This window comes from Myxococcus sp. CA023 (genome assembly GCF_010998615.1).
Classification (GTDB): Bacteria; Myxococcota; Myxococcia; order Myxococcales; family Myxococcaceae; genus Myxococcus.
This window is the reverse complement of the sequence record NZ_JAAEAH010000029.1, coordinates 18,285-39,152: the sequence shown is the minus strand read 5'-3', so window position 1 is coordinate 39,152 and position 20,868 is coordinate 18,285. Positions and strand designations below refer to the sequence as shown.

Below are 20,868 nucleotides of genomic sequence, written 5' to 3'. Positions count from 1 at the left end.
CATGAGCGCGCACCGTCGCGTGGCAGGCGGCCGCCCCCTGCCCCGGCTCAGGCGAAGTCCCCCGCCTGGAAGCGGCGAACGATGTGGTCCGCGCTCCGAACGCTGTTGGCCAGCGCGTGAAGCCCTGCTTGGGAAAACTTCAACGCCAGCGGCCCACCGCCCGCGCCACTGCCGATGACGAGGGCGTCGTACAAATCACTCCCACTTTCCCGCTTGTATTTCATGCCAAGCGAACACGGGCGCTCAGCATTGACATGCAAAGATGAAATGACTTACCTGTATCACAGTCGTCTCCCTGACACTCCAACGAAGCCAGCTCACCGGGTTTTGCCCAGGAAACGAGAGGACGCGTGGAAATCACGCAGAGGCAGGACGAGGCGACGCAGGGAGCCAACACTCCGTCGCGGTTCGCACGCTGGGCACGGGCCACCACACTCACCGAGCGGGCCGAATTCACTCTCAAAGCCAGTACGACGCAACAAGACACATCCGCTGCGGCGCGCAAGCGATTGGATGCATGGCGTCAGCAGGAGCCCTTCGGACAGGCGGACTGGTGGCAGCGCAGACTGCAATCGTCGGGGCTGACCGAGGCGGAGCTGCTCGCGCTGCTGGAGGTACCCACCGAGGCGCCTTGGACCCCGCCTGCTGAAGTCCCCGGCTGGGTGCAGGTGCTGGAGCGCGCCTACGCGGAGCCCTCTCACGCGCCCGTCATCTGGCCCGAGCGCACGGAGGGCCCGGACCGTTCAGCCTTCCTGCCCCTGGTGGAGCCGCTGGTGTCGCGCGCCGTGACTCAGCTCACCGCCGCGTTGAAGCCCATGAAGCACGCCGCGCCTGGGCTCGACCTGGAGCCGAGCGTCGTCGTCTCCACGATGCTGGGCCACCTGCCCCAGGTGCTGGCACCAGTGCTGGGCCGCGCCATGGTGGTGGAGCTCCATGCCGCCCAGTTGGAGGGGCTGCTCGCGGGCGACACACCGGAGGCGCGCTTCCAGGACTTCACGAAGCGGCTGCGTCAGCCGCAGGTCGCCCTGGACATCCTGGAGCGCTACCCGGTGCTGGCCCGCTGCGCCGTCCTGCGCATCGCGGAGTGGGAGTCCAACTGCCTGGGGCTGATGAAGCGGCTGACGCGGGACGCGCCCCTGCTCTGGCAGCGGTTCAACGCGGGCAAGTCTCCCGGCGCGCTGGTCGAGGCACGCGGCGGCCTCTCCGACCCGCACCGGGGCGGCCAGGGCGTCTTCATCCTCCGCTTCGAGTCCGGGCCGCGGATTGTCTACAAGCCGCGCTCACTGGGAGCAGAGGCCGGACTCCAGCAGCTCCTCACGTGGCTCAACGCGCGTGGCGCCACGCCCACGATGAAGGGCGCGGAGGCGCTGGACCGAGGCGAATACGGGTGGATGGAGTACGTGGACCCCGCGCCGTGCGCGTCGGCGGAGGAGGTCCGGCGCTTCTACGAACGCCAGGGCGCCTATGTCGCGCTGATGCACGCGCTGGACGGCACGGACCTGCACTTCGAGAACCTCATCGCCGCCGGTGAGCACCCGGTGCTGGTGGACGTGGAGACGCTCTTCCACCCGCTGTCGGGCACGCGCACGCTTCGAGACTCCGAGCACGCCGTGGAGGCGCCGCCGGTGTCGGTGCTCCGCAGCGGACTGCTGCCGCAGCAGTTCTGGGGCACACGCAAGAAGGCCGGTGTGGACCTGAGCGGACTGGGCGCTCGTGCAGGTCAGCTCACGCCGCAGGCCTACTTGATGACGGCGGAGCGAGGAACGGACCGGATGCGCTTCGAGCGGCGGCCGGTGGAGCTGCCCGGGTCCAACAACCTGCCGCGACTGGACGGCGAAGCCGCGCCCGTGCTGGCCTACCGCGACGCCCTGGCCGACGGCTTCACCCGCATGTACGGCCTGCTGCTGGAGCACCGCGAGGCGCTGCTCGCCGAGGACGGGCCGCTGGCCGCCTTCGCGCACGTGCCCATGCGCATCCTCTTCCGCAACACGGCGGTGTATGGCGCGCTCCTCTTCGAGAGCTACCACCCGCACACGCTGACGGATGGGCTCGAGCGCCAACGCTTCTTCGACCACCTGTGGCGCGCCGTGGTGCCTGTCCCGGACTTCGCGGCGCTGGTGCCCCTGGAGACGGAGCAGTTGGAGCGGGGAGACCTGCCGTACTTCACCGCGCGCGCCGACTCGAAGGACCTGGAGGCGGGCTCGGGCCAGCGCCTGCCGGACTTCTTCCAGGAGACGGGCATGGCGCGCGTGCGCCTCCGGCTGGAGGGCCTGTCGCCGGAGGACCAGACGCGGCAGCGCTGGGTACTGGAGCGCTCGCTGGATGTCCTGCTGCTGAGCTCGCAGACGGTGGCGCGTCCGACGTATCCCTTCCGGGAGCACACCCAGCCCGGCCTCCGCGACGCGTTGCTCGCGGAAGCACGACGCGCGGGCGAACGGCTGCTGCCATTGGCCTTCGAGCGCCGTGACGAAGCGCACTGGCTCGGCCTGGATGCGGGAGACGGCGGTTGGAGGCTCGGGTCGCCGGGGCCGGACGTGTTCCAGGGCCGCGCGGGCATCGCGCTCGCGCTGGGCTACCTGGGGGACGTCACGCAAGACGCGCGCTTCACGCGGCTTGCGCGGGCGACGCTGCGCACCCAGGCGCGCCTCCTTGCGGAGGAGCCCGCCAGCGTGGTGGGGCTGGGCATCCTCAACGGCTGGGGCGGCATCCTCTACGCGCTGACGCACCTGGGCGTGCTGTGGAAGGACGACGCGCTCCTGGACGAGGCCGCTGGGTACGTACGGCGGCTGCGGCCCCTGGTGGAGAAGGACACGGTGCTGGACGTGGGCGCGGGCGCCGCGGGCTGCCTCCTGGCGCTGTTGGTGCTCGGTGAGCACCGCCCGTCGGACACGTTATGGGCCACGGTGGACGCCTGCGGCCAACGGCTGCTGGAGACGTCCACGCCCCAGGCCCGAGGCGCGGCCTGGATTTGCGAAGCCGCCGGAAACCGTTACCTCGCGGGCATGGCGCACGGAGCCGCCGGCATCAGCCTGGCGCTGCTGCGGCTGTTCGCGCGGACGGGCGATATGCGCCTGCGTGACGCCGCGGTCGCGGGCATGGAATACGAGCGCGGGCTCTATACGCCCGAGGAGCGCAACTGGCCCGACCTCCGCGTGGGCGCGAAGGAGCTGGCGGCGACAGCGGAAGGCGCGGAGCACTTCCTCTGGGCGTGGTGTACCGGCGCCCCCGGCATCGGCCTGGCGCGACTGTCCGGGCTCTCCTTCGTGGACGACGCCGCGGTGCGCGAGGAGATTGCCATCGCGCTGGACTCCACGCTGGCTCGGGGCTTCGGACGCAACCACGGTCTGTGTCACGGCGACCTGGGCAACGCGGACTTCCTGTTGGAAGCGGCGGCCACGCTCGGGGACTCAAAGCTCCAGGAGCGCACGAACGCGGTGGCGGGCGGCATCCTGCGCGGCATCTCCGAGCACGGCTACCTCTTCGGCCTGCAAGGCAGCACGGAGACGCCGGGCATGATGGTGGGCCTGGCGGGCATCGCCTACGGACTGGCGCGGCTGGCCATGCCGGAGCGGTTGCCCTCGCTGCTGACGGTCGCGTCTCCACGAATCGTCCGAGGTGAAGGGCTGGGCACCCCGGATGGCCGTCCCTCCAGCCCATTCCAGGAGCAGTCATGAGCAAGAAGGAACACATCCTCCGTGCGTGGCGTGACCCCGAATACTTCAACAGCCTGTCGTCGGAGGAGCGCGCGTCCCTGCCCGCCAACCCCGCCGCCGAGTTGGAGTTGGGGGACGACCTCCTGGAGGTCATCACCGGCGGCGACTTCTGCCTGCCCGGCCAGTCCAGCGCCATCTGCACGCCGTGCCCGCCGCGGCACTGTCTCTGATTCGACCCCCTTTCCTATCCAGGAGCAGTCATGAGCAAGAAGGAACACATCCTCCGTGCGTGGCGTGACCCCGAGTACTTCAACAGCCTGTCGTCGGAGGAGCGCGCGTCCCTGCCCGCCAACCCCGCCGCCGAGCTGGAGCTGAGCGACGAGGTCCTGGAGAGCATCTCGGGTGCGGACAGCTGCGAGCAGTTCGGCAGCTACTACTGCACGCCGTGCCCGCCCTACGTGTGCATGTAGTGAAGCGGCGGTAGGGCCCGGAACATGACCGGGCCAGAGGGGGACTGGTTCAGTCCCGGGCCAGTCCCCCACCCCATGCGCTAACGTCCCCGCGATGCAGCCACCCACCGACGGCCGCCCCTCCATCTTCCGCAAGGAAGCCCTGGCGCACTACCAGCGCGTCGTGCAGGACGAAGGTGACCTGCTGCGCATCGGTGGCCAGTGGACGCGGTGGACGTTCGCGCTCCTGTTCGTCTTCGGCCTCGCGCTGGCGCTCGGTGTCCTGGCATGGCCGGCGCTCATTGCCCCGGAAGGAAACGTGCCGCCATGACGGCCGAGGCTCCGCAGCAGACTCAGCGCTGGTGGAGACTCGGCCTGCGCAAGCGCGTGCCTGAAGTGCGGCAGATGACGATGACGGACTGTGGCGCCGCCTGTCTGGCCATGGTGCTGGCCTACCACGGCCGCCACATGGGCCTGGACGCGGTGCGCGAGGTGACAGGCCCCGGACGTGACGGCGCCAGCGCGAAGGCGCTGAAGGCCGCCGCCCAGAAGCTGGGCCTGCGCGTGCGCGCCATCTCCGTGGACCTGGACCGGCTGCCCTTCCTGCCTCCGGCCACCATCCTCCACTGGCGCTTCACGCACTACGTCGTCTTCGAACGCCTGGGCCGCGGCTGGGTCGAAGTGGTGGACCCCGACCAGGGCCGCCGCCGCGTCTCCATGGAGCAGTTCAGCCAGTGCTTCACCGGCGTGGCGCTGCTGCTGGAGCCGTCCGAGAACTTCCAGCCGGGCCACACGCGGCGCGGGCCCTACCGCTACCTGGTGCCCCTGGTGAAGCGACAGGCCGGCACGCTGGTGAAGGTGCTCGCGCTGTCCGCCGTGCTCCAGGTGCTGACGCTGGCGGTGCCGCTGCTCACCGGCATGGTGGTGGACCGCGTGGTGCCCCGGCAGGACTACTCGCTGATGGGGGTGCTGTCCGCGGCGCTCGCGGGAGTGTTGCTCTTCGAGCTGCTCACGTCGGTGGTGCGAGGCCAGCTCCTGGTGGAGCTGCGCACGCGGCTGGACTCGCAGATGACGCAGGGGCTGCTAGACCATCTGGTGAGCCTGGCCTACCCGTTCTTCCAGCTCCGGCCCGCGGGCGACCTGCTGACGCGGCTGGGCTCGCAGCAGGCCATCCGCGATCTGCTCTCCACCGGCCTGCTGTCCAGCGCGCTCGACGGTGCGCTGGTGCTCCTCTACCTGGGCCTGCTGCTGGTGGCGGATGCGTCGCTCGGGCTGTTGGTGGTGGGCCTGGGCCTGTTGCAGGTGCTGGTGTTCGCGATTCCCCGGGCCAGACAACGCAGCCAGTTGTCGCGCAGCCTGGACATGGGCGTGCGCAGCCAGAGCTACCTGATGGCCATGCTGTCCGGCATGCAGACGCTCAAGGCCTTCGGCGTGGAGGGCCGCATGGTGGGCAGCTACTCCAACCTCTACGTGGACCTGCTCAACGTGGAGCTGGAGCGAGGCCGCCTCTCCGCGTGGCTGGATGCGTTGACGGGCACGCTGCGCCGCGTGTCCCCACTGGTATTGCTGTGCGTGGGCGCGTGGCGCGTGCTGGACGGCGCGATGTCCCTGGGACAGATGCTGAGCATCAACGCGCTGGCCACCGCGCTGCTGGTGCCCCTGTCCAACCTGCTGGGCACCGGAGGGCAGCTCCAGTTCCTGAGCACCTACCTGGAGCGCATCAACGACGTGCTGGACACGCCCCCCGAACGCGACGCGGCGCACCGGGGCCGCGCGCCCACGCTGCTCGGCGCCGTCACCCTGGAGGACGTGCGCTTCCGTTACAACCCCCACTCCGCCTGGGTGGTGCAGGGCGTGTCGGTCAGCGTAGAGCCGGGGCAGATGGTGGCGCTCGTCGGCCGTTCGGGCGCGGGCAAGAGCACCCTGGCGCACCTGCTGCTGGGGCTCTACCTGCCCACCTCCGGACACGTCCGGTACGACGGCGCGGAGCTGGGCGAGTTGGACCTGCGCGCGGTGCGCAGCCAACTGGGCGTGGTGTTGCAGGATGCCTCGTTCTTCAACGCGTCGCTGCGGGAGAACATCACCCTGAGCGACCCAGACCTGGACATGGACCGTGTCGTGGAGGCCGCGAAGCGGGCCCACATCCACGACGACATCATGGCCATGCCCATGCAGTACGACACGCCGCTGACGGACCGGGGCCTCTCCATGTCCGGTGGCCAGCGGCAGAGACTGGCCCTGGCGCGCGCCCTGGTGCGCAGGCCCGCCATCCTCCTGCTCGATGAAGCCACCAGCGCCCTGGACGCCACCACCGAGGCGCACGTGCAGCAGGCGCTGGCGTCCCTGAAGTGCACGCGTGTCGTCATCGCCCACCGGCTCAGCACGGTGCGCAACGCCGACACCATCCTCGTCATGGAGGCCGGCCAGGTGGTGGAGGTCGGCCGGCACCAGGAGCTGCTGGAGCGCCAGGGCACCTACGCGTCGCTGGTGAATGCACAACGGGAGGAGCGCACCCAGGCGACGGGCTGAGGCGCCTGGAGCACTACCTGGGATTCGTGAATATCCTGCTTCCCGCGCCCGATCCGCCGCATGTCCACCGGCGCCTGTGAGGGATTCATGAACCTGGATGACTACAGCCGCCTTGACGCAGTGGGATTGGCGGAGCTGGTACGTCGGAAGGAAGTCACGCCCGAAGAGCTGCTCCGGGTGGCGGTGGAGGCCATCCACGCCGTCAACCCGGCGCTGAACGCCGTCATCGACACGCGAGAGGGCGACGCCAGCGAGGCGCTGAAGCAAGGCATTCCCGAGGGCCCCTTCCGAGGCGTGCCCTTCCTCATCAAGGACATTGGCCTGCACGCCGCGGGTGTGCCCACCGACATGGGCAGCCGGATGGCCCAGGGGACGGTGTTCCCCCACGACAGCGCGTTGATGGCGCGCTACCGGCGCGCGGGCCTGGTGTTGCTGGGCCGGACGAACGCACCGGAGTTCGGCAACAACGCCACCACGGAGCCGGTACTGCACGGCCCCACGCGCAATCCGTGGGACGTGAAGCGCAGTCCAGGAGGCTCCAGCGGCGGCTCGGCGGCGGCGGTGGCTGCGGGCATCGTCCCGGTGGCCCACGGCAACGACGGTGGCGGTTCGCTGCGCATCCCCGCGTCGCTCTGCGGCGTCTTCGGGCTGAAGCCCACGCGTGGCCGCAACTCACTGGGGCCGGACGCGGGTGACTTCATCTTCGGCATGGGCATCGAGCACGTGTTGTCCCGCAGCGTGCGCGACAGCGCGGCGATGCTGGACGCCACCCAGGGCCCGGAGGCGGGCGACCCGTACTTCGCCCCGCCGCCGCAGCGCCCGTATCTGGAGGAAGTGGGCCGCGCGCCGGGCCGGCTGCGCATCGCGCTGATGACGGAAGCCCCCATGGGCTCACCGGTGAGCGCCGAATGTGTGGAGGCCGCTCGAGCGGCGGCGCGCCTGTGTACGGAGCTGGGCCATGACGTCGTCGAGGCCGCGCCCGAGCACGACGGCCAACTGCTGCACGAGGCCGTCAGCACCGTCTGGTCGGCGACCATGGCGTCCCTGGTGGGCATGCTGGGCCAGTTCTCCGGCCGCGACCCGGGACCGGAGCTGCAGGAGGCCACCACCTGGGCGGCGGTGCGCCACGGCCGCGAGCTGAAGGCCACGGACCTGCAACGGGCGCTCGGCGTGTTCAACCTCGTGTCACGTCAGGTGGGCGCCTTCTTCCAGCAGTACGACGTGCTGCTGTCGCCCACGGTCGCGGCGCCGCCCTTCCCGCTGGGCCTCCTGGACGCCAACGCGCCCCGGACGGCGCGGGAGTGGTACGACCACGCCTTCGGCCACTGCCCCTTCACCGCGCTGTTCAACGTCACCGGGCAGCCCGCCATGTCCGTGCCCCTGCACTGGAGCGCGGAGGGCCTGCCCATCGGCGTCCAGTTCGCCGGCCGGTATGCCGACGAGGCCACGCTGTTCCAACTGGCGGGGCAGCTCGAGCAGGCGCGGCCCTGGGCCCAGCGGCGGCCACCGGTGCACGCCAGCCGGCACGCATAGCCACCGTGAAACGCGCGGTGGGCCCTCGAAGCGCGAAGGCCCACCGCGAAACAGCCGGCTCAGTCGTAGCGGCTGGTGAGCTTCAGCGTCCACGAGCGCAGCGTGCCGCTGCCCACCCCGGACGGGTTGGCGATGTGCAGCTTCCAGCGACCATTGACGGCGCCGTCGCGCGGGATGCCCCGCGTCACGACGATGCGCGAGGGCGGCGTGCCCTCGTTCGGACCGTCCCACAGCAGGGCCGTCTCACCACCCGGGTCCTCCAGCGTCAGCACCAGCCGGTGCGGCGCGGTGTGGACGATGTCCAGCTCCACGTTGATGTCCATGGGCACCGTGGCCAGGCCCACCGCGACGAGCGGCGCCGTCACCAGCGGGTTCGTCGACTGGAGCCGCAGGTCCGAGTACTCGGTGAAGGAGCTGCCCATCCACGCCGGGGCGCAGTAGCCCTCCACCCAGCCCGACGCCAGACCGATGCAGACCGACTTCGGGGTCTGGCACGCGACGAAGCGGGAGCACACCTCGCCGTAGGCGGGGAAGTACGAGGCGTCGATGCAGCGGCCATAAGGGCTGGAGCCGTCACCCGGGCGGCCCTCACAGACGAGCCCGGGCTGACACAGGGTCGGACCCGTGCACGGGTCACCTTCCGCCGCGAGCTGCGTGTGGACCTTGAGCTGTCCCATCGTGACGGCGTCCACGTTCGCCAGCCGCGACAACTGCACCATGTGGAGGATGGGACGCGCCGCAACCAGGCTCTGCACCGCCGCCGCGGGAATGCCAAAGACGGCCCCCAGGTTCGACGCGCTCTCCGTGTTCGCCGCGAGGATGGCGCGGCGGGCCTCCGCCATGTTGAAGGCCACACCGTGGAAGGTGCCCACGTGGCCGTCGACCGGCAGCTCCACGCGGCCCGTGCCCCGGGCATAGGCCTCCAGCGCCGCGAGCGCCGCGGGGCCCACGTACGGCACCGCGTCCACCTGCTCGATGCTCACGAAGCGGCGGTCATCGCCCGTGTGGAGCACGCCGTCCGGCCCCTCGCGGAAGTCGATCAGCGCCTGCGCCGCCTGGGCGTCCAGCGGCACCTCCAGGTCCAGCACGGTGTAGGAGATGGAGTAGTCGTTGAGGAAGGACAGCACACCCTCGGCGGCGGGCGTACCGGTGGCCAGCTCCTGGGCCTGCGTTCCGAGCACGACGGCCTCGTGCGCGGTGTCCGTGGACGTCGGGGCTCCACAGCTGATCAGCGCCGGGAGAACCGTGGATAGCGAAAGAAACAAGGGAAGTTTGAGTTTCATGCGCACCATGTAGCGCAAGACTTGTCCGGCGCACAGGACGTCACCCGTGCGTGACGCAATCCAACCGAACCCGTGGGGAATACGCCCACCTCCGTGGCAGTCTTGCGCGCCATGCGAATCCCCCACGCGCTTTCCCTGGGCGCCGCGGCCCTCCTGGCGCTGTCGGCACAGGCTGCCGCCCCCAGCCGTCCTTCCCCCACCCTGCCTTCGGGCTACTGGCCAGAGGAGAAGGTGGCCGAAGTCCTCGCCAAGACGCAGGAGGTCCGCCTGTCGCCGGACCTCTCCCGCCTCACGCCCGACGAGCAGGCGGCGGTGAAGGACCTGCTGGAGGTGGGCGCCATCTTCCAGGGGCTCTACGAGTCCTCACGCCACCACCAGGCGCTCCCGGCTCACGCGAAGCTGGAGGCGCTGGACAAGAAGCTGGGCAGCCCCAAGCGCACGCAAGACCTGCTCACGCTGTACCGCCTGTACCAGGGCCCCATCGCCAGCACCCTGAGCAACGCGCGGGAGGCGTTCCTCCCGGTGGACGCGCAGGTGTCCGCGCGCAACGTGTACCCGGTGGACGTCACGCGGGCGGAGGTGGACGCCTTCCTGGCCGCGAACCCCGGCGAGCGCCAATCCCTGCTGAGCGAGAAGACGGTCGTTCGCCGCGCCACGGCCGCCAACCTGCGCCAGGACGTGAAGGTCCTCCAGACGCACTCGGTGCTGGACACGCTGCATCCGGGCCTGCGCCAGGCCCTGCAAGCGAAGGCGAAGCGGCCCGACGCCAAGGCGCTCTACGCGGTGCCCTATGCCGTGGCCTATGGGCCGGAGCTGGTGAAGGCCTACGGGCTGGTGATGCGCGCGGCGCAGCGGCTGGAGGCCAGCGACGTGGAGCTGGCGCGCTACCTGCGCAACCGCGCGCGCGACCTGCTCACCAACGACTACGAGAGCGGCGACGCGGCCTGGGTGACGGGCCGCTTCCAGAAGCTCAACGTGCAGTTGGGCGCGTATGAGACGTATGACGACGCGCTCTTCGGCGTGAAGGCGTTCCACAGCCTGTCGGTACTGCTGAGCAACGAGGCGGCCACGCAGGAGCTGCGCAAGCGCCTGGGCGGGCTCCAGGCGGTGGAGGACGCGCTGCCCTACGCCGCGAAGAAGCGCGTGCGCGAAGACATCCCCGTGGGCGTCTACGACGTCATCGCCGACTTCGGCCAGTCGCGCGGCACCAACACCGCGAGCATCCTCCCCAACGACGCGCTCGCCGCGCGCCGCTACGGCCGCACCATCCTCCTGCGGGAGAACATCATGCGGAACCCGGACCTGTTCGCGTCCGACGAGCGCATCTGGCGCGCCGCGGTGGTGGATGCCCACGCCCGGGAGCTGGTCTCCGAAGGCAACTTCCAGCGCACCCTCTGGCACGAGGTGGGCCACTACCTGGGGCCGGACCGTGACCAGAAGGGGCGCACGCTGGACGACGCGCTGGAGGACTACGCGGGCGCCGTAGAGGAGATGAAGGCGGACCTGGTGAGCCTCTTCTCGCTGCATGACTTCCACAAGAAGGGCGCGCTGGACGCCGCCGGGCTGCGCGCGGTGCAGGCCTCCGGCATCCGCCGCACGCTCCAGAACGTGCGCCCGCGCGAGGACCAGCCCTACCAGCGCATGCAACTGGTGCAGTTCAACTGGTTCCTGGAGCACGGCCTCCTGCAGGCGGACCCGCAGACGGCGCGCCTGAGCATCCAGTACGACAAGTACCCGGCCGTCGTGACGTCGCTGCTGGAGAAGGTGCTCGCGCTCCAGCACGGCGGTGACAAGGCGGCCACCGCGGCCTTCTTCCAGCGGTGGAGCGCCTGGACGCCGGAGCTGCACGAGAAGCTGGCGGCCCGCATCCGGGACGCGCAGGGCGCCCGCTTCCGGCTGGTCCGGTACGACGCGCTGGGGGACTGAGCGTCCCGCGTCCGGTCCCCGCGAAATCCGCGCGGGGACCGGGCCAGAGCGCTCCGGACGGGGCGTCATCTGGCCGTGTCAGGGTTCGCGCGCGCACGCGTCGGAGGTGCCCCCCACACACCGCCACCCTTGATGCGAGGCTTCTGGATGCCAGGCTCCCGACGTCCGTCTCACGCGCGCGCCATCCTCTTCGGCCGGAATCCCACCCAGGACGACCCCTTCGACGTGGAGGCCGACGCGGCCGAAGCGCTGGGGGTCGACACCTACCAGGCAGACCTGGGCGCCCTGCTCTCCGGCAATGCCGAGCAGGCGCTCTCCACCCTCCCTGAGCGCGGCAGGCTCCGGCTCCTCTACCGCGGCTGGATGCTGACGGAAGAGGAGTACACCGCGCTGGACGAAGCCGTGTCCGCCCTGGGGCACCGACTGACGACGACGCCCGAGCAGTACGCGGCGGCGCTCTACCTACCCAACTGGTACCCCCGGCTCTCCCGCTACACCGCCCGCAGCGTCTGGACGGAGGGCATGGACGCGGCAGAAGCCTGGCACGCGGCCCAGGCGCTCGGCCCGCAGCCCTGGCTGGTGAAGGACCACGTGAAGTCGGCCAAGGAGCGTTGGGATGAAGCCTGCTTCATCCCCGAGGGCACGACGCAGGCGCGCTTCGAACAGATTTGCGCCAACCTCGTCGACGAGCGCGGAGACCGCTTCGAGCGGGGCCTCGTCGTCCGGAAGTTCCTCCCCTTCAAGACGTACGGACGGACACCCGCGGGCCCGGCCCACCTCGAGTTCCGGCTCTTCTTCGGAGGCGGCCGGCTCCTCGCCGCCGAGCCGTACCACGAGTTCGACGTCGACGTGCCGGACTTCACCGGCTTCGAGCCCCTGGCCCGGCGCATCGACTCGCCCTTCCTCACCCTGGACGTGGCCATGCTCCAGGACGGGGGCTGGGCGGTGGTCGAGGTGAACGACGGCGGCGTCTCCGGACTGCCACCCGGGCTGGACCCGCGCACGCTCTTCGAAGCCCTGCTCGCCCCCCGCTAGCGCGGCGTTCGGCGTGTGTGCGCAGCCCCTGCCCCGTGGGCAGGGGCGTATGGCGCGCCGAGCGGTGCGCCGCTGCTTTCACCCTCCCCTCGGATGCGCACAGTTTCGGACAGGACCCTATGACCGGGAGGAAGGCATGGCGCAGCCAGGCAGGCGTCGCATGTACCTGGGGATGGCCGGCACGGCCGTGATGCTGTTGGGAGGCTGTGCCTCCCATCGCTCCAGCGCGAAGGTGGACAAGCAATGGGTGGCGCGCGTCCCACCCGGCGAGCTGGGAAACGTGCGCGAGGCGCAGCTCACGGAGGACCATGCCCGGGAGCAGATCACCCGCACCCAGGTGGCCAGACAGGACGCCGAGGCGGAGCGAGCAGTCGCCCAACGCAACGAGGACGCCGCGAAGTCCCGCCACGAAGCAGGTGAGGCAGCGCTCGAGGCCGCGCAGGCAACGGGTGACGTCGCGGCCATCGAGCGGGCCCAGCACGCCGACTGCACGGCCCAGCACGCCCTCACCCTGGCCGAGGCGGAGACGGCCTGGCGCGACGACGCGGTGACGACGTTGAAGTCGCTGGAGGTCATGCGCCAGCGGGAGCTGGACGTGGCCGACGCCCAGCTCGAACAGGCGAAGTACGAAGCCGTCAACGCCAACGCGGACGTCCGGGCGAAAGAGTTGTCCCCAGGGGACTTCTCCAGCGCCGTCGCCGACGCCCGGCGAAAGGCGGCGGATCAGCAGCGCCAGGTGGACGCCAACCTCCAGCGCGAACATCAGGCCAAGGCGCGCTGGCAGCAACTGCAGGACCAGGGCTACGGAGGCAGCGGCTCGCAGCAGCCCTGAGACGCGCCTTCACCTCGTAGTAGCGCCCCACGTGACAGCGCGGGCCGGAGCACCGTGCTCCGGCCCGCGCCGCCATACCCGCATCCCGCTCACTGCGCCTCAGGCCCGCGAGGCGTCTTCCACGGGGGCAGGCCGCCCTGCGGACACACGGGCGTCATGTCGAGCCGACCATAGAGTCCCTGTTCCTCGTCCGCGGGCCCCGCCGTGAAGAAGAGCGCCTCGGCGGGTAGGCCCTGCACGCCAGTGCCGAAGTGCAAGGACCAGAGTCCGTCGACCTTGAGAGGCTGTCCGTCCGGCCGAGTGAGCGCGCCTGCCCAGGCACCGGAGGCAGGGTCATACGCGTTGATGGCGCCATCCCCGAAGTTGCCCACCAGCAGGTGGTTGCTGAACTGCCCGAAGCCCGCCGGCGCCAGGGCCATGCCCCACGGCGCATTGAGCGCGCCCTGAGAAGCGAACCGCCGCAGCAGCTGCCCGTTCATGTCGAAGGCGTTGATGTAGCCCGCGCCCACGCCGGGGACATCATCCGAACGCTCCTCGTTCTGCTGCGCATACGAGACATAGAGGGTGCCCCCGATGTCCTGGATGTTGAAGGGCGCGTACCCGGCGGGCAGTGACGGGTCCGCGAAGGCGCCCGGCATCGGCATGGGCGTGAAGCTGGAGTTGAAGACATCGATTCGATTGTTCCGGAAGTCCGCCGCGTACAGCATGGCGTCCGCGCCGGTGCCGGCCAGCGCCAGCCCCTTGTACACAGAGCCCATCGCGGAGTTGTCCGCCACGATCTTGGCCGAGGCCTCGTCCACCGCGGGTGCCCAGGCGGCCAGGACGCCCTCCTCCGTGGCGAAGATGAAGCGAGCGGGCCCCGAGACACCTGTCCCTGTCACGACGAATGCTTCCGAGCCATTGAACACCACGCCGGTGGGCTCTCCCGACTCGGTCTCTCCTGGCGGCGCGGGGATGCCCACGATGAGGGGCTGCTGAACCCCGTTGCCGTCATACAGCGTTGAGGTGCCCGTGCCTTCGTTCGCCACCCACGAGACGCCCATCGGGTTGAAGGCAAGCCCCCAGGCGTTGACGAGGTGCGGATCGACATGCTCGGCGCCAAGCGCCGGACTGTTGGCCACGAGGTTGCGTTGTGTGTAGCCGCCCGCCACCGAGCAGTCAGCCGGAGGCGCGGGTGGCATTGCCGCCCTGGCGACCGGGACAGCGAGGACCGCGACCGCCGCGGACAACACACCTTGCACCAACGTGGACCTGCGAGTGTTCATCATGATTCCCCCTCTGAGACGGCGAACCGCCGTGTGCTCATTGAGCAACAAGTTGGGAGGGCGTCTCCGGATGAACAACCGGCACTACTGCCCAGGAGCATTGCGCACCGGACGGCAGAGTCCGGCCCGCGGGGGCTGCCTGCCCTACTCGCCTCGGGACGCCTTGTCCTCGCGCCACCAGTGGCTCATGCGCTCATGAATCTCCGCCTCGTAGCCTTCCTTGCTCGGGCGGTAGAAGACGGAACGCTCCAGCGGGGCGGGCAGGTACGTCTGCCCGGGCACGTAGTGGTCCTTGAAGTTCCAGGGCGTCTGGTAGCCCTTGCCGTGCCCCAGCTCCTTCATCAGCTCGGTGGGCGCGTTGCGGATGTGAAGCGGAGGCTCCGCATTCGGATGCTCCTGGAGCGCCGCCATCGCCGCGTCCAGCGCCGCATAGGCACGGTTGCTCTTCTTCGCCGTGGCCAGCAGGACGACGGCGTGCGCCACGCAGATGCGCCCCTCCGGCATGCCCATGGCGTGGAAGGACTCCTCGCAGTCACGCACGATGCTGATGGCCTCGGGCATCGCCATGCCCACGTCCTCCACGGCAATCACCTTGAGCCGTCGCCACAGTGACGCCACGTCGCCCGTCTGGAGCAGCTTCGCCGCCCAGAAGACGGCGCCCTGGACGTTGGAGCCCCTGCACGACTTCTGCAGCGCGCTCAGCAAGTCGAAGTGCTGGTCGCCGTCCTTGTCGTGACGGGACAGACTGGTGCCCACTGCCTCGCGCGCCGTCTCGGGCGTAATCTCCGCGCCGTCCGCGGTGAGGCTGGCCGCCAGCTCCAGCGCGCCCAGCGCCTTGCGCACGTCGCCCACGCCGCCCTTCGCCAGCAGCGTCAGCGCCTCCTCCCCCACCGTCAGGTTGCGCGCGCCCAAGCCCCGCTTCGAGTCACCGAGTGCCCGCGTCAGCGCCGACTGGATGTCCGCGACGGTGAGTTCCTTGAGCTGGAACACGCGGCACCGGCTGACGAGCGCGGGGCGGACCTCGAAGCTGACGTTCTCCGTGGTGGCGCCCAGGAGGACGAAGAGGCCGCTCTCCACGTGGGGCAGCGCCTGCTCCTGCACGTTCTTCGCCCAACGGTGGATTTCGTCGACGAAGAGGACGGTGCGGCGGCTGTACTGGTTGCGCAGGCGCTCGGCCTCGGCCACCACCTCGCGGATGCGGGGGATGCCGTCCGACACGGCGGAGAGGATGACGAACTCCGCGTCCACGCCGGTGGCCATCATCCGCGCGAGCGTCGTCTTGCCCACGCCTGGGGGCCCCCAGAAGAGGGAGGACACGATGGCCTTGCGCTCGATGAGCTGGCGCAGCGGACGGCCCGGGCCCAGCAGGTGGGACTGGCCGATGAACTCGTCAGGCGTGCGAGGCCGCATCCGCTCCGCCAGGGGCGCGAAGCGATTCACGTCGACGGAGGCAGAGAAGAGGTCGGGGCCAGCGCTCATCGGGCCGCAGGCTCTCCCCTCCGTGGCCCAGGGTCAATCGTCCGAATCGAGCGGCTCGACGAGCACCTGTCCCAATGTCAGGTCGTTCAACGCGGTCCGCAGGGCCTCCACTTGGGTGACGGGCAGCTCCAGCCGGTACCCCACGGTGGCCGAATACTCCTCCGCCAGTACCTGCACCTCGTAGGACGGCAGCAGGCGGCGCAACCCATCGACGTGAGTGTACTCCACCTCGACGGCCAGTCGCGTCTTGCGCACACGCTCCGTGGTGGGAAGGCTTTCGAGCGCCTGCTGGACGCCAGCGGTGTAGGCGCGCACCAGCCCGCCCTTCCCGAGCAGCGTCCCACCGAAGTACCGGGTGACGACCATGGCCACGTCGCCCACGCCCCCGTGGAGCAGGGCGGTGAGCATGGGCCGGCCGGCCGTTCCATGGGGCTCGCCGTCGTCGCTCATGCCCACCTGGGCGGTGGAACCCGGAGGCCCGACCACGAAGGCCCAGCAGTTGTGAGTGGCGTCGGCGAACTCCTCGCGGACGCGGGCGATGAAGGCCTTCGCCTCTTCCACGGTGGGCGCAGGGGCGGCCGTGGTGATGAAGCGGCTCTTCTGGATGTCCTGTTCCACCCGGTGGAGCCCGGCCGGGATGGGGTAGCGCTTCTCGTCCATGGGTGCGGTGGCTGGCGCAGTGTCTCATATCGCCAGCAGCCGTCCCGCCGCCACAGATCGACGCGAAGGAAGAATCCGGAGGCGGCGCCGCGTTCCGGGCCCATGGCCGATTTCCCTCACGCCTGACGCAGCACCAGCAGCCGAAGCTCCGTCATGTCCTCGATGGCGTACTTCACGCCCTCGCGGCCGATGCCCGAGCCCTTCACGCCCCCGTAGGGCATGGTGTCGACGCGGAAGCTCGGCACGTCGCCCACGACGACTCCGCCCACCTCCAGTTCGTCCCAGGCCTTCATCGCCCGCGACAGGTCCTGCGTGAAGATGCCCGCCTGGAGTCCGAAGCGCCCGCTGTTCACCTGGGCCAGAGCCACGTCGAAGCTGTCAAAGGGCTGGACCAGGACGACTGGACCGAAGGCCTCCTCGCTGCTCAGCAACGCATCCTCTGGAACCCCCTCCAGCACCGTGGCATCGAGCACCGAGCCCCGCCGTCCGCCACCCGTGAGTACCCGCGACCCACGCTGCACGGCCTGCTGAATCCAGCCCTCCAGGCGCCGCGCCGCGGGCTCGTCAATCATGGGCCCCAGCGTCGTGGCCTCGTCCGACGGATTGCCCGGCCGCAGCGCCTTCGCTCGTTCGACGAGCTTCTCCCGGAGCGCGTCGTACAACGACGCATGGACCAGCACGCGCTGCACCGAGATGCAGCTCTGCCCGGCCTGGAAGAAGGCCCCCTGCGCCACCCGGTCCGCGATGAAGTCCAGCGGCGCGCCCGGCGCCTCGTCCACCACGCACGCCGCGTTGCCGCCCAGCTCCAGCACCACCTTCTTCCGGCCCGCCCGCGCTTTCAGCTCCCACCCCACCTTCTCCGAGCCCGTGAACGAGAGCAGCTTCAGCCGGTCGTCCTCGATGAGCGGCCCGATGTCCTCCAGCCGCACGGGCAGCACGGAGAATGCCCCCTCGGGCAGCTCCGTCTCCGCCAGGACCTCCGCCATGATGAGCGCGCTCACCGGCGTGCGGTCCGAAGGCTTGAGGATGAACGGGCAGCCCGCGGCGATGGCCGGCGCCACCTTATGCGCCACCAGGTTGAGCGGGAAGTTGAACGGGGTGATGAACGAGCACGGCCCCACCGGCACGCGCTGGGTGAAGCCCCGGTAGCCCGCGGCGCGCTTCGACACCTCCAGGTTCAGCACCTCGCCCCCGCCGCGCACGGCCTCCTCGGCGGCGGCCTTGAAGGTGTCGATGAGCCGGTCCACCTCTCCCCGCGCGTCGCGCAGCGGCTTGCCTGCTTCGATGCAGAGCGCCAGGGCCAGCTCCTCCGCGCGTTCGCGGAAGCGGCGCACGCAGTGTTCGAGCACCGCCTGCCGCGCGTACGGCGCCAGCTTTCGCATGGGCTCGGCGGCGCGAACGGCGGCGGCGATGGCTTCCTCGACAGCCGCGGCGTCCGCGACCGCGACGTGCGTCACGACCTCGCCCGAGTACTTGTGGGTGACGGCCAGCTCCGCGTTGGGCTGCCGGGGACGGTTGGCCAGGTAGTACGGATAACGTTCAGCCAGCATGGTGTTCCTCCAGTGTTCGCGAACCGCCGTTCCCCCTCAGAGCGCGGCGAGTTCCTCCGCGCCCGCGCCGAGCGCCCGTGCGTTGTCCGAGTAGTCGATGGGCACGTCGATGACGTGGACGCCGCTCGACGACAGGCAGCGAGCCAGCGTCGCGCCGAACTCCGTCGCGCTGGTCGGCCGGTGGCCATGGGCCCCATACGCCTCCGCGTAGCGAACGAAGTCCGGGTTCCCCAGCGCCATGCCGAAGTCCGGCAGGCCCATCTCCCCCTGCTTCCAGCGAATCATCCCGTAGCCGTCGTCGCGCACGACGACCACCGTCAGGTCCAGGCCCAGCCGAACGGCCGTCTCCAGCTCCTGCGAGTTCATCATGAACCCGCCATCTCCGCAGACCGCCACCACCTTGCGGCGGGGATGCACCAGCTTCGCCGCGATGGCCGAAGGCAGCCCCGCCCCCATCGTCGCCAGCGCGTTGTCGAGCAGCAGCGTGTTGGGCCGGCGCGTGCGGTAGTAGCGAGCGAACCACAGCTTGTACATGCCGTTGTCCAGGCACACGATGCCGTCGTCCGGCAGCGCGCGCCGCAGCTCGGCGACGAGCCGCGCGGGGTAGATGGGGAAGCGGTCGTCATCCCCACCGTGTGCGAGCTGCGCCTCGAGTCCCGCGCGGAACTTCTCGATGGGTGCGAAGTCCCAGTGCGCGCGAGGCCCCAGTCCTTCACCGATGCGCCACACCGCGTTCGCGATGTCGCCCGTCACCTCCAACTGCGGGAAGTACACGGGGTCCACCGCCGCCGAAGAGAAGTTGAGATGCACCACCGTGCGGCGGCTGTCGCGCATGAAGAACGGCGGCTTCTCGATGACGTCGTGGCCCACATTGATGATGCAGTCCGAGGCCTCGATGGCGCGGTGAACGAAGTCTCCTTCCGACAGCGCCGCCGTGCCCATCCACAGGGGATGCGACTCGTCCACGACGCCCTTGCCCATCTGCGTGCTGAAGAAGGGAATGCCCGTCTTGTCCACGAAGACACGCAGCATCTCCGACGTGAGCTTGCGGTTGGCGCCCGCGCCAATCATGAGCAAGGGCCGGCGAGCGGAAGCAATCGCCTCCACGGCCAGCGCGATGGACGCCTCATCCGCCACGGGCCGTCGCTGGGCGCTGGGCGCCAGCAGCACGGCGTCGGTCGACTCCCGGGCCACGTCCTCCGGCAGCTCCAGGTGCGTCGCGCCGGGGCGCTCCTCCTCGGCGCGGCGGAACGCCTCACGCACGGCCGAAGGGACATGCTCCGCCGACACGAGCGTGCGCGTCAGCTTCGTCAGGGGGCGCATCATCCCCACCACGTCGACAATCTGGAAGTGCCCCTGCTTGCCAGCCCGGATGGGCTTCTGCCCGGTGACCATCACCATGGGCATGGCGCCGAGCTGCGCGTAGGCGGCGGCCGTGACCAGGTTGGTCGCCCCGGGCCCCAGCGTCGACAGGACGACGCCCGCGCGGCCGGTGAGCCGCCCATACGTGGCCGCCATGAAGCCCGCGGCCTGCTCATGACGGGTGAGCACCAGCCGCATGCCCGCGGCCCGCATGGCCTCGATGACGTCCAGGTTCTCCTCTCCCGGAAGCCCGAAGACGCTGCGCACGCCCTCCGCTTCCAACGCTTTGACGAACAGGTCTGCCGCCTTCATCGGGTGCCTCCTTCACGACCTCGCGATGGGAGAACACTTACGCGCGGGCCATGATTGGTACATTCGTTTGTTCCCATGGCTTCGATAGGCAATGCCTATGATGACGCCATGGAACTGCGCCACCTCCGCTACTTCTCCGCCGTCGCGGACACCCTGCACTTCGGGCGGGCCGCCAGGCGCGTCCACGTCTCACAGCCCACGCTGTCGCAGCAGATTCGCCAGCTCGAGGAGGAGCTCGGCGCGCCCCTCTTCGAGCGCGCCCGGAGCGGCGTGCGCCTGACTCAGGCGGGCGAGCTGTTCCGTACCTACGCCTCGCGAGCGCTGGAGGACGTGGACGCGGGCAGGGTCGCCGTGGGCGCGCTGAGAGGCCTCACCACCGGCGCCCTGCGCGTGGGCTACCCGCCCAGCATGCGAGGCGTCGTGCTGCCCGCGCTCTCCGCCGTGCTGCGAAGGCACCCGGGATTGGTGCTGAGCGCGGAGGAAGCCGTGGTACGGCGGGTGGAGCGGCGGCTGGCGGATGGCCGTCTCGACGTGGGGTTGGGCTACGCCCCCGCGCGCTCACCGGACCTGGAGGCGGAGCCCGTCTTCGACAGCAAGCTGGCGCTGGTGGTCGCCAAGGGACATCCCCTGGCGAAGCTGGAGACCGTGGGCGCGAAGCCCCTGGCCCAGGAACCCTTCGCGCTGCTCTCCCGAGGGTTGCGCGTGCGAGCCCGCGTGGATGCCTGGTTCGCCGCCATCCGGATTGCGCCGCATGTCGCGTTGGAGTCGAACGCCGTGGCCACGGTGCTGGCCACCGTTCGCGCGGGGCTCGCGGTGACGGTGCTCCCGGAGCCTCAACTCGCGGATGCCGCGGGGCTGGTGGTGAAGCGGCTCTCCCCTGCGCCCCGGGCCGAACTTGCGGCGCTCCTGTGGCGAAAAGGCGCGCCGCGCACGCCCGCCGCGGAACTGTTCGCGGCCGAGGTGCGCGGCGCCAGACGCCCGAGCAGACGATGAGCCCGCG

17 protein-coding genes are annotated in these 20,868 nt (G+C 70.3%); 10 read left to right on the top strand and 7 right to left on the bottom strand.

What is annotated here, in order from left to right:
- Positions 1–47: 47 nt before the first annotated feature.
- Positions 48–224, bottom strand: a complete 177-nt coding sequence (locus F8M74_RS14940) for a hypothetical protein (protein WP_153881035.1) — start codon at positions 222–224, stop codon at positions 48–50.
- 285 nt (positions 225–509) lie between these two features.
- Here F8M74_RS14940 and F8M74_RS14935 point away from each other — a divergent pair, with 285 nt between their 5' ends.
- The 6 genes from F8M74_RS14935 (at position 510) to F8M74_RS14910 (ending at position 8,164) form a co-directional block, all read left to right on the top strand.
- Positions 510–3,674 (top strand): type 2 lanthipeptide synthetase LanM family protein, encoded by a 3,165-nt coding sequence (locus tag F8M74_RS14935; protein WP_228559520.1) that lies wholly within the window; start codon positions 510–512, stop codon positions 3,672–3,674.
- Positions 3,671–3,883 (top strand): mersacidin/lichenicidin family type 2 lantibiotic, encoded by a 213-nt coding sequence (locus F8M74_RS14930; protein ID WP_141254678.1) that lies wholly within the window; start codon positions 3,671–3,673, stop codon positions 3,881–3,883. Before F8M74_RS14935 ends, F8M74_RS14930 begins: the two co-directional genes overlap by 4 nt.
- Positions 3,884–3,913: 30 nt before the next feature.
- Entirely contained in the window at positions 3,914–4,123 is a 210-nt protein-coding gene (locus F8M74_RS14925; protein ID WP_141254677.1) for a mersacidin/lichenicidin family type 2 lantibiotic, read from the top strand.
- Positions 4,124–4,217: 94 nt separating this feature from the next.
- Positions 4,218–4,433, top strand: a complete 216-nt coding sequence (locus F8M74_RS14920) for a hypothetical protein (protein ID WP_141254676.1) — start codon at positions 4,218–4,220, stop codon at positions 4,431–4,433.
- Complete coding sequence (locus tag F8M74_RS14915) at positions 4,430–6,631, top strand: peptidase domain-containing ABC transporter (protein WP_141254675.1); 2,202 nt, start codon at positions 4,430–4,432, stop codon at positions 6,629–6,631. The genes F8M74_RS14920 and F8M74_RS14915 overlap by 4 nt, the downstream gene beginning before the upstream one ends.
- A gap of 87 nt (positions 6,632–6,718) precedes the next feature.
- Positions 6,719–8,164 (top strand): amidase, encoded by a 1,446-nt coding sequence (locus tag F8M74_RS14910; protein WP_141254674.1) that lies wholly within the window; start codon positions 6,719–6,721, stop codon positions 8,162–8,164.
- A 59-nt stretch (positions 8,165–8,223) separates the two neighbouring features.
- On the opposite strand, the gene F8M74_RS14905 is transcribed toward F8M74_RS14910, so the two are convergent.
- Positions 8,224–9,345, bottom strand: coding sequence for a proprotein convertase P-domain-containing protein (locus tag F8M74_RS14905; protein ID WP_228559518.1), 1,122 nt, complete (start codon positions 9,343–9,345; stop codon positions 8,224–8,226).
- A 213-nt stretch (positions 9,346–9,558) separates the two neighbouring features.
- Between F8M74_RS14905 and F8M74_RS14900 the strand changes: the two genes are divergently transcribed.
- The 3 genes from F8M74_RS14900 to F8M74_RS14890 all read left to right on the top strand — a co-directional run bounded on the left by F8M74_RS14900 (position 9,559) and on the right by F8M74_RS14890 (position 13,240).
- Positions 9,559–11,373: an NUDIX hydrolase gene (locus F8M74_RS14900; protein ID WP_171410226.1), complete on the top strand. Its 1,815-nt coding sequence runs from the start codon at positions 9,559–9,561 to the stop codon at positions 11,371–11,373.
- Positions 11,374–11,520: 147 nt separating this feature from the next.
- On the top strand, positions 11,521–12,408 hold the full coding sequence (locus F8M74_RS14895; protein ID WP_216619928.1) for an ATP-grasp domain-containing protein: 888 nt from the start codon (positions 11,521–11,523) through the stop codon (positions 12,406–12,408).
- 136 nt (positions 12,409–12,544) lie between these two features.
- Positions 12,545–13,240: a hypothetical protein gene (locus F8M74_RS14890; RefSeq protein WP_141254670.1), complete on the top strand. Its 696-nt coding sequence runs from the start codon at positions 12,545–12,547 to the stop codon at positions 13,238–13,240.
- Between the two features lie 89 nt (positions 13,241–13,329).
- On the opposite strand, the gene F8M74_RS14885 is transcribed toward F8M74_RS14890, so the two are convergent.
- The 5 genes from F8M74_RS14885 to F8M74_RS14865 form a co-directional block, all read right to left on the bottom strand.
- Entirely contained in the window at positions 13,330–14,508 is a 1,179-nt protein-coding gene (locus F8M74_RS14885; RefSeq protein ID WP_228559515.1) for a TIGR03118 family protein, read from the bottom strand.
- A 141-nt stretch (positions 14,509–14,649) separates the two neighbouring features.
- Positions 14,650–15,984 (bottom strand): replication-associated recombination protein A, encoded by a 1,335-nt coding sequence (locus F8M74_RS14880; RefSeq protein WP_141254668.1) that lies wholly within the window; start codon positions 15,982–15,984, stop codon positions 14,650–14,652.
- A gap of 33 nt (positions 15,985–16,017) precedes the next feature.
- Positions 16,018–16,644 carry a YigZ family protein gene (locus tag F8M74_RS14875; RefSeq protein ID WP_141254667.1) on the bottom strand — a complete coding sequence of 209 codons (627 nt, stop codon included), beginning with the start codon at positions 16,642–16,644 and terminating at the stop codon, positions 16,018–16,020.
- A gap of 116 nt (positions 16,645–16,760) precedes the next feature.
- On the bottom strand, positions 16,761–18,194 hold the full coding sequence (locus F8M74_RS14870; RefSeq protein ID WP_141254666.1) for an aldehyde dehydrogenase family protein: 1,434 nt from the start codon (positions 18,192–18,194) through the stop codon (positions 16,761–16,763).
- Between the two features lie 36 nt (positions 18,195–18,230).
- Positions 18,231–19,868 (bottom strand): acetolactate synthase large subunit, encoded by a 1,638-nt coding sequence (locus F8M74_RS14865; RefSeq protein WP_141254665.1) that lies wholly within the window; start codon positions 19,866–19,868, stop codon positions 18,231–18,233.
- 108 nt (positions 19,869–19,976) lie between these two features.
- Between F8M74_RS14865 and F8M74_RS14860 the strand changes: the two genes are divergently transcribed.
- Positions 19,977–20,861 (top strand): LysR substrate-binding domain-containing protein, encoded by an 885-nt coding sequence (locus F8M74_RS14860; RefSeq protein WP_141254690.1) that lies wholly within the window; start codon positions 19,977–19,979, stop codon positions 20,859–20,861.
- Positions 20,862–20,868: the final 7 nt, after the last annotated feature.

Coding starts and splice junctions, on each gene's coding strand:
- F8M74_RS14895 (WP_216619928.1), top strand. CDS start 11,521: ATGCCAGGCTCCCGACGTCCGTCTCACGCGCGCGCCATCCTCTTCGGC.
- F8M74_RS14920 (WP_141254676.1), top strand. CDS start 4,218: ATGCAGCCACCCACCGACGGCCGCCCCTCCATCTTCCGCAAGGAAGCC.
- F8M74_RS14875 (WP_141254667.1), bottom strand. CDS start 16,644: ATGGACGAGAAGCGCTACCCCATCCCGGCCGGGCTCCACCGGGTGGAA.
- F8M74_RS14915 (WP_141254675.1), top strand. CDS start 4,430: ATGACGGCCGAGGCTCCGCAGCAGACTCAGCGCTGGTGGAGACTCGGC.
- F8M74_RS14880 (WP_141254668.1), bottom strand. CDS start 15,984: ATGAGCGCTGGCCCCGACCTCTTCTCTGCCTCCGTCGACGTGAATCGC.
- F8M74_RS14940 (WP_153881035.1), bottom strand. CDS start 224: ATGAAATACAAGCGGGAAAGTGGGAGTGATTTGTACGACGCCCTCGTC.
- F8M74_RS14885 (WP_228559515.1), bottom strand. CDS start 14,508: ATGATGAACACTCGCAGGTCCACGTTGGTGCAAGGTGTGTTGTCCGCG.
- F8M74_RS14900 (WP_171410226.1), top strand. CDS start 9,559: ATGCGAATCCCCCACGCGCTTTCCCTGGGCGCCGCGGCCCTCCTGGCG.
- F8M74_RS14890 (WP_141254670.1), top strand. CDS start 12,545: ATGGCGCAGCCAGGCAGGCGTCGCATGTACCTGGGGATGGCCGGCACG.
- F8M74_RS14860 (WP_141254690.1), top strand. CDS start 19,977: ATGGAACTGCGCCACCTCCGCTACTTCTCCGCCGTCGCGGACACCCTG.
- F8M74_RS14930 (WP_141254678.1), top strand. CDS start 3,671: ATGAGCAAGAAGGAACACATCCTCCGTGCGTGGCGTGACCCCGAATAC.
- F8M74_RS14925 (WP_141254677.1), top strand. CDS start 3,914: ATGAGCAAGAAGGAACACATCCTCCGTGCGTGGCGTGACCCCGAGTAC.
- F8M74_RS14910 (WP_141254674.1), top strand. CDS start 6,719: ATGAACCTGGATGACTACAGCCGCCTTGACGCAGTGGGATTGGCGGAG.
- F8M74_RS14865 (WP_141254665.1), bottom strand. CDS start 19,868: ATGAAGGCGGCAGACCTGTTCGTCAAAGCGTTGGAAGCGGAGGGCGTG.
- F8M74_RS14870 (WP_141254666.1), bottom strand. CDS start 18,194: ATGCTGGCTGAACGTTATCCGTACTACCTGGCCAACCGTCCCCGGCAG.